Origin of the sequence: Kitasatospora sp. NRRL B-11411 (assembly GCF_000721345.1) — a bacterium.
In the GTDB taxonomy this organism is placed as follows: domain Bacteria; phylum Actinomycetota; class Actinomycetes; order Streptomycetales; family Streptomycetaceae; genus Kitasatospora; species Kitasatospora cineracea.
This window is the reverse complement of the sequence record NZ_JOGH01000047.1, coordinates 54,060-60,578: the sequence shown is the minus strand read 5'-3', so window position 1 is coordinate 60,578 and position 6,519 is coordinate 54,060. Positions and strand designations below refer to the sequence as shown.

At 74.3% G+C, this 6,519-nt stretch carries 9 protein-coding genes and 1 pseudogene; 6 read left to right on the top strand and 4 right to left on the bottom strand.

The features are described 5' to 3' along the window. A pseudogene (locus IH44_RS0121600) lies at window positions 1–178 on the top strand (5'-methylthioadenosine phosphorylase); the annotation flags it as partial. Between the two features lie 221 nt (window positions 179–399). Here IH44_RS0121600 and IH44_RS0121595 read toward each other — a convergent pair. Continuing rightward, window positions 400–726: a hypothetical protein gene (locus tag IH44_RS0121595; RefSeq protein ID WP_030461312.1), complete on the bottom strand. Its 327-nt coding sequence runs from the start codon at window positions 724–726 to the stop codon at window positions 400–402. A gap of 335 nt (window positions 727–1,061) precedes the next feature. Between IH44_RS0121595 and IH44_RS0121590 the strand changes: the two genes are divergently transcribed. After that, window positions 1,062–1,406 (top strand): hypothetical protein, encoded by a 345-nt coding sequence (locus tag IH44_RS0121590; protein ID WP_030461311.1) that lies wholly within the window; start codon window positions 1,062–1,064, stop codon window positions 1,404–1,406. A 139-nt stretch (window positions 1,407–1,545) separates the two neighbouring features. On the opposite strand, the gene IH44_RS0121585 is transcribed toward IH44_RS0121590, so the two are convergent. Both IH44_RS0121585 and IH44_RS0121580 read right to left on the bottom strand, forming a co-directional pair. Beyond that, on the bottom strand, window positions 1,546–2,421 hold the full coding sequence (locus IH44_RS0121585) for a GNAT family N-acetyltransferase (RefSeq protein ID WP_030461310.1): 876 nt from the start codon (window positions 2,419–2,421) through the stop codon (window positions 1,546–1,548). A gap of 323 nt (window positions 2,422–2,744) precedes the next feature. Beyond that, entirely contained in the window at window positions 2,745–3,506 is a 762-nt protein-coding gene (locus tag IH44_RS0121580) for an alpha/beta fold hydrolase (RefSeq protein WP_030461309.1), read from the bottom strand. A 129-nt stretch (window positions 3,507–3,635) separates the two neighbouring features. Here IH44_RS0121580 and IH44_RS0121575 point away from each other — a divergent pair, with 129 nt between their 5' ends. Then, on the top strand, window positions 3,636–4,427 hold the full coding sequence (locus IH44_RS0121575; protein ID WP_030461308.1) for a DNA-formamidopyrimidine glycosylase family protein: 792 nt from the start codon (window positions 3,636–3,638) through the stop codon (window positions 4,425–4,427). 91 nt (window positions 4,428–4,518) lie between these two features. Here IH44_RS0121575 and IH44_RS0121570 read toward each other — a convergent pair whose 3' ends face one another. Continuing rightward, window positions 4,519–5,151, bottom strand: a complete 633-nt coding sequence (locus IH44_RS0121570; protein ID WP_030461307.1) for a uridine kinase — start codon at window positions 5,149–5,151, stop codon at window positions 4,519–4,521. A 217-nt stretch (window positions 5,152–5,368) separates the two neighbouring features. On the opposite strand from IH44_RS0121570, the gene IH44_RS0121565 reads away from it, so the two are divergent. The 3 genes from IH44_RS0121565 to IH44_RS0121555 are packed head-to-tail and all read left to right on the top strand — an operon-like array spanning window position 5,369 to window position 6,425. After that, a complete protein-coding gene (locus IH44_RS0121565; protein ID WP_030461306.1) occupies window positions 5,369–5,881 on the top strand; it encodes an HD domain-containing protein in 513 nt (170 codons plus the stop codon). 59 nt (window positions 5,882–5,940) lie between these two features. Then, entirely contained in the window at window positions 5,941–6,120 is a 180-nt protein-coding gene (locus IH44_RS0121560) for a hypothetical protein (protein ID WP_030461305.1), read from the top strand. Beyond that, the gene (locus tag IH44_RS0121555) at window positions 6,117–6,425 is read left to right on the top strand and encodes a dsRBD fold-containing protein (protein WP_232795038.1); all 309 of its coding nucleotides are present in this window, start codon (window positions 6,117–6,119) and stop codon (window positions 6,423–6,425) included. The genes IH44_RS0121560 and IH44_RS0121555 overlap by 4 nt, the downstream gene beginning before the upstream one ends. Window positions 6,426–6,519: the final 94 nt, after the last annotated feature.

Sequence of the window (6,519 nt, the reverse complement as noted above, 5' to 3'; positions counted from 1 at the left end):
CGCGGGCGTCGAGACCGGCGAGGGCGTCACCCACGCCGAAGTCCTGGAAGTCTTCGCCCGCAACGTCGACCGCCTGCGCACCGTCCTGTTCAAAGCCCTCGAATCACTGCCCACCACCCGCGACTGCCCCTGCTCCCACACCCTGGACGACCTGGAGACCGGCCTCCCCGGCCTCTGACCCCGGCGGACCCGGCCGGGCCCGCCGACCCTGCACACCGCTCCTCTCCTTCTCTCCACGCCCCGCGTCACTCCTCGCCGTTGCTCCACCACCTACCTGTCCTGCCGCTCGTCCCTCTCCCCGGGCGCTCAGGCCGGCGGCCGGCCGGAGCGCCGCCATCCGGTCCGCCCGCGTCCTCGGTCCGGGGCCCCTTCCGCCGAGGCCCCGGGACCGGTGGGCGGTTACTCGATCCGTCCTCGTCGGCGCAGCTGCATCGCCACCAGCATCAGCATCACCAACACGACGGCCCAGCCGACCACCACGGCCAGCAGCAGGACCGGTTCGTTCAACACCACCGCCAGCGCCAGCAGTGTGAACGAGACGGCCAGACAGCCCGAGATCACCACGACCACCAACCACGGCCGGGCCACCAGCGTCCGTCGCAGCCGGGCCATCCTCGCTGTCCGCATCGTGCGCAGCTCGCGCTCCAGCTCCTGATCGCTCCCCAGCTCTGCCTCGATCTGTTCGAGGATCAGTAGCTCACGGGGGGAGAGTGCGGGTCCTTCCATCAACCACCTCCGCGCCGCGAGGCAGGCACGCCCCGGCCTTCCCCGCCGACGTGGCCCTGCTCCCAGGTAGCAACACATGTGCCCGCTGGACGCCGGTTCTAACACCCGAACGCGTGCTCGGCCTGCTCGGTGTCCGTTGGCATTCCCCCCAGTTGACGTCGTGTCGGCCCTGATCCGTGGAAGCGGGTGCGGGAGGCGGGTGCGGGAGGCGGGGTGACACGCGAGGTGGGTGGACAGAATCGATTCGCCGCCGTGCCCCGCTCCTACGGTGGTGGGTGTTGGGCCGGCATCCCGATCCGGCCCGATCCACCCGACCGGAAAGGCCGTTCCACCCCATGCACCTGCGTCAGACGGTTGCCGCCGCCGCTGCCTCGTTCGCCCTGCTGCTCGCCCTGCCCCACCCGGCCGGTGCGGCCGTCGGCGAGTTCCGCTACACCTACTACGACGACTTCGGGAACCGGACGGCCGGTGTTCTCGTCGACCCGGACAGCCGCACCTGCGTGACCCTGCCCGAGGTCGCCGACCCCTACACCACCGAACCCGCTTTCGCCCCGCAGAACTTCACCGGGTCGACCGTCACCATGTTCACCGGCTCCGACTGCGACGGGGACTACTACAGCCTCCGCCCCGGCGGCCGCGCCTCCGACCGGCTCAAGCTCCGCTCCGCGCTCTTCTCCTGAGTTGAGTGGCTGACGGCCCTCCCGCCGGTGCCCGTCCGCCGCGCACGGCCGTGCACCGCCGCTCACCGGGGCCCGCAGGCACCGAGGCCCGTCGGCACCGGACAGGCCGGGCCCCGGTGAGCAGGGTGGTGGCGGCCGGTCAGCCCTCGGCGGGCGGCTCGGCGATCAGGGCGGTGGCTATTCGCCGGAAGCCGACGCTCTCGTATATCCGCGCCACGGCGTCGTCGCTGGCGGAGAGGAACAGCGTCCGCACCCCGGTGGTGCGGGCGTGCTCGACCAGGTGCGAGGTGACCCGGCGGGCCAGGCCCTGGCGGCGCAGGGCCGGCAGGGTGGCCACCGCGACGATCTCGCTGACCCCGTCGATCGGCTGGTGGCAGCCGGAGGCGGTGGGGGCTCCGTCCGGGCCGACGACGGCGGCGAGGACCGTGCGTCCGGCCGATATCCGCCCGGCCATGCGGGCCACCGCGGCATCGGTGTCGGGGCTCTTCACCGCCTCGACCAACTGCTCGGGTCCGGCCGTGCCGATCTGGGTGCCGGACTCGGCGAAGGCCAGGTGCGGCAGGGTGATGGCGGCGGGCAGCAGCGGGTCGTCGGCGGCGAGCACCCGGACCTCCGGGCCGCCGTCCGCCGCTGCCGCCGCCGTCCCGGTGGCGGCAGCGGACGGACCGTCCAGGTCGAGCACCAGCAGCGGGTGCTCGTGGATCTCCAGCCCGCCGGCCTCGACGACGGCGCGCAGACCCGGCGTGGTCTCGTGCACCCACTCGAAGCTCTCGGGCGCCCCGACCTCGCGCTGCCGGGCCCGGACCCGCTCGACGTCCTCGGCGGTGAAGGCGCCCGGGCCGTCCAGGGTGGGCCGGGCGTAGTAGTGCCAGCCCTGTCCGGTGCGGACGAACAGGGTGAAGGGGCCGTGCTCCTCGGTCGTCGCGGAGAACCGGGGAACCGCGTCGTAGTAGGTTTCGAGCCGGGCCAGGACGGCCTCCGACCCGGAGGCGAGGGGGTGGTTCGTGTCGCGCATCGTGCCGTCCAAGGGTGTGGTGCTTCCTCTCGTGGAGGTTGATCAAGCGGAATCACACCAGAGCGGTCGATCGTGTGCACGGGTTTTTTCGAACCTCTCCTACCTCCTGTTCGAAAACGGGTCGTTGAGGGGCCGTCAGAAGCGAATCGTTTCTCCCGGCGGCGGATCGGCTCGCGAGGCCCAGAAAATGGACCGGTCGGCCGGGAGCCCAGTGGTTGCGGCACCCCGACCGACCGGAGACATTCACCCTTGGGGGTGAACATGGGTCGTGGTTCGGAGAGTCGGCGGCCCGGGACGGCCGCGGTGGCGCGCGGTGCGGCCGGTCAGCGCCCGCCGACCTCGGCGAGCCGGGCGAGCAGCAGTTCGGCGGTCTCCGCGGGGCGCTCCAGCGCGGGCAGGTGCCCCGCCCAGGGGAGTTCGCGGTGCTCGGCGTCCGGCAGCAGGGCCGCCAGGTCGGCGGCGATCCGGCGGAAGTCGTCCAGGTCGTGCGCGCCGGAGTACACCAGGGCGGGTGCGACCGCCGCCCGCAGGTCGACCTCGACCCGGGCCGGGAGGACCTCCTCCTCGGGCGCCAACTGCACCTCGTACGCGTGCCGCTGCATCGTCCGGACCTTCGCCCGGGCCGCCTCGTCCGCGTCCGGGCCGAGCCAGGTGTCCACCATCAGCTCGACCGCCTCGTCCAGCCGGCCGGACTCGACCAGGCCGACCTCGAGCTCGTCCAGCTCCAGCAGTTCGGCGCTCGGCTCGTGGTCCGGGCTGCCCGGGCAGAGCAGGGTCAGCGAGCCGACCCGGTCGGGGTGGCGGGCCGCGAACTGGAGGGCGATCCGGCCGCCGAAGGAGGAGCCGACCAGGGCTGCCCGCTCGATGCCGAGTTCGTCCAGCAGCTCCGCCAGATCGGTCAGGTTGTCGTACGGGCGGTCCGCGCAGGGGGTCTCCCCGAAACCGCGGAAGTCGCACCGCACCACGCGGTACCCGGCCTCGCGCAGGGCGTCCCACTGCCCGTCCCACATCCGCCGGTCGCAGACGGAGGAGTGCAGCAGGACTACCGCGGGGCCGCTTCCAGCCACCTCGTGAGTGATCGTCATTCCGCCGACCGTAGAGCAGGAGCGTGCCGCCGACCAGGGATTTCCGCTGCGGGCAGAGCCCGGGGCGCGGACCGCGGTACGGACGAGGGCGGCGGTGGCGCTGTCGCAGGCGGACGGCATGATGGGGGCGTGCCCGAAGGAGACAGCATCTACCTCGTCGCCACCCAGCTGAACCAGGCGCTCGCCGGTCACGTGCTGACGGTGACGGACTTCCGCGTTCCCGCCCACGCCACCGCCGACCTGGCGGGGCGCCGAGTGCTGCGGACGGTGCCGCGCGGCAAACACCTGCTGACCAGGTTCGAGGGCGGCGTGACGCTCCACACCCACCTGCGGATGGACGGCCGCTGGCAGACCTTCCGGCCCGGCGAGCGCTGGCGCAGCGGCCCCGCGTTCCAGATCCGGGCGGTCCTCGGCACCGAGCACGGCACCGCCGTCGGCTACCGGCTGCCGGTGGTCCAACTGCTGCGCAGCGACGAGGAGCACCGGGTGGTCGGCCACCTCGGCCCCGACCTGCTCGGCCCGGACTGGGACGCCGACGAGGCGCGCCGCCGCCTGCTCGCCGACCCGCGCCGCCCGGTCGGCGCGGCCCTGCTCGACCAGCGCAACCTGGCCGGCCTCGGCAACGTGTACGCCAACGAGCTGGCCTTCCTGGCCGGTGTCACCCCCTGGCTGCCGGTCGGCGAACTGTCCGACCCGGAGCGGCTGCTGCACCGCGCCCGGCAGCTGCTGGACGCCAACAAGCTGCGCCCCGGGCACATCACCACCGGCGACACCCGGCCCGGCTGCCAGCACTGGGTGTACGGCCGGGCCCGCCGCACCTGCGTGCGCTGCGGCACCCCGATCCGCACCGCCAAGCACGACCGGGACCGCACCGCCTACTGGTGCCCGCGCTGCCAGCGCGGCCCCGCGCCGACCGCCTGACGGGCCCCCGGCCCCCGCCCGGGCTCCCCGGTGGGAGCAGGCTCCCCGGCCGGAACGCGGGGCGAAGGCGGTTCGGTCCCGCTCCACCAGTTCAGTCCCGCTCCACCAGCGCCGGGTGCCGGGGGTCCTCGACCCGCACCGTCAGGTCGGCCAGCTCGTCCGGGCCGGTCTCGGTGCGGTAGCGCTCGAACGCGGGCAGCGTCCAGCGCTCGGCCTCCGGGGTGCGGCGGGCCAGTGCGGCGGCGGACTGGGTCAGGTGCACCGTCAGCTCGAACGGCAGCCAGCGGCCGAGCAGGAACGGCCCGTCCAGCAACAGCACGCCGCGCGGCGGGAGTTCCACGTAGCGGGCCCGGGTGGCGCGGTCGGTCTTCCGGTCCCAGTAGGTGGGCAGGACGCGGCCGTCGCCGCCCGGTTCGAGCGGGTCGAGGACTTCGCGGAGCAGCGCGCCCTGGTCCAGCCACAGGTCGTGGAAGGCGTCCGGGTCCTCCTTGCCGTACTCGAAGCGCACCGACGCCGGGCGCAGGAAGTCGTCCGCCGACACCCGCCGCACCGGCCGCCCGAGCAGGCGCAGCGGCTCCACCAGGGCGTCCGCCAACCGGTCCGGCCCGGTGGCCGCCGCGCCGTCGATCGCGACCCGCAGCCGCCGGTCGTCGTCGGCCAGTTCGTGGATCCGCCCCGCGAGCAGCTCGGCCAGCCGCTCCGGGGAGATCGGGGTCACCCGCACCGGACGATCACTCCCTTCGGTCAACCGGACTATACGTCGCGGCACCTGAGGGACCGTCCGCCGACCGGCCGCCGACCCGGCCCGTGCGACACTCCGGTGCAGCGGAGCACTCCGTCCGGAGCACTTCACCCGTAGTGCCCCGGGTGGAGCACTCCAGACAGAGCACTCCAGACAGAGCACTCCGGACGGAGTGGAGAAGCGGAGAAGGGAAGACCGCATGACCGCCGCACCGCAGCTGACCCTCGACCAGGTCGACGCCCTGGCCGCCCGTGCGCACGCCGGCCAGTACGACCGGATCGGGGCGCCGTACGTGGAGCACGTGCGCGCGGTGGCCGCGGGCGTCGCCCCGTTCGGGACGGGGGTGCGGATGGCGGCGCTGCTGCACGACGTCCTGGAGGACACCCCGGTCACCGCCGGGGAACTGCTCGCCGCCGGTGTACCCGCCGCCGTGGTGGCGACCGTCCGGCGGGTGACGCGGACGGCCGGGACGGACTACCGGGCGATGCTGCTGGACGTCGCCACCGACCACGCCGCCACCCTGGTCAAGATCGCCGACAACGCGCACAACTCCCGCGCGGACCGGGCCGCGCTGCTCCCGGCGGCGGACCGGGCCCGGCTGGCCGAGCGCTACCGGGCCGCCAGGGCGGTGCTGTGGCCCGCCGTCGCGGCGGCGGACGTCCGGGCGATCGTCGGCGCGGTCAACCCGGACCTGCTGGCCGAACTCGACTGAGCCCGCCCGCGGAGGCACGCTGGAGGGAGCAGCGGGGGTTCTAGAGCGAGGAGCCCGGGATGTCCGAGATGAGCGACAGGCTCGAAGAGAAGGTCCGGCGGGACGAGGACGACATCCGCGCCGCCGACCCCGAGGAGGGCGTCACCTCCTACCAGACGATGCACGCGTGGGAGGAGTCCCGGGCGGAGGGCGACCCGGACACGGACCGGCCGGAGTGGCAACCGGAGGAGCGGCGGTGAGCGGGCACATGGCGGCGCCCGAACCGCACAGCACCGAGTGGTCGGTCCGGCTGCGGGTGGTCGAGGTCGGCGACCTCACCCAGGCGCACGCCGTCCTGGACACCGGGGTCAACCTGATCGAGGTCGAGGCCGAGGCGCACCGCAGCCGGACCGACCCCGCCGACCCGGAGATCGGCGACGAACTCGCCGTCGGCCGGGCCCTCACCGCCCTCGGCCAGCAGCTGATCCACCGCGGCTCCACCGCCGCCGAGGCCGCCGAGTCCGCCCGCCGCCGCGACGTGCCGCCCGCGGACAGCGCCTGGTGACGCCCCGGCGGCCGGCGCGCGGAACAGCCGGACCGCAACCTTCCCCGCCCCCGCGCCGGACCCCTCCGGCCGGGGGCGCACCACCGCCCGCCCG

Bases quoted from the DNA above. Each gene is read 5' to 3' on its own strand.
- IH44_RS0121595 (WP_030461312.1), bottom strand. From the start codon at position 726: ATGGAAGGACCCGCACTCTCCCCCCGTGAGCTACTGATCCTCGAACAG.
- IH44_RS0121590 (WP_030461311.1), top strand. From the start codon at position 1,062: ATGCACCTGCGTCAGACGGTTGCCGCCGCCGCTGCCTCGTTCGCCCTG.
- IH44_RS0121585 (WP_030461310.1), bottom strand. From the start codon at position 2,421: ATGCGCGACACGAACCACCCCCTCGCCTCCGGGTCGGAGGCCGTCCTG.
- IH44_RS0121580 (WP_030461309.1), bottom strand. From the start codon at position 3,506: ATGACGATCACTCACGAGGTGGCTGGAAGCGGCCCCGCGGTAGTCCTG.
- IH44_RS0121565 (WP_030461306.1), top strand. From the start codon at position 5,369: ATGACCGCCGCACCGCAGCTGACCCTCGACCAGGTCGACGCCCTGGCC.
- IH44_RS0121560 (WP_030461305.1), top strand. From the start codon at position 5,941: ATGTCCGAGATGAGCGACAGGCTCGAAGAGAAGGTCCGGCGGGACGAG.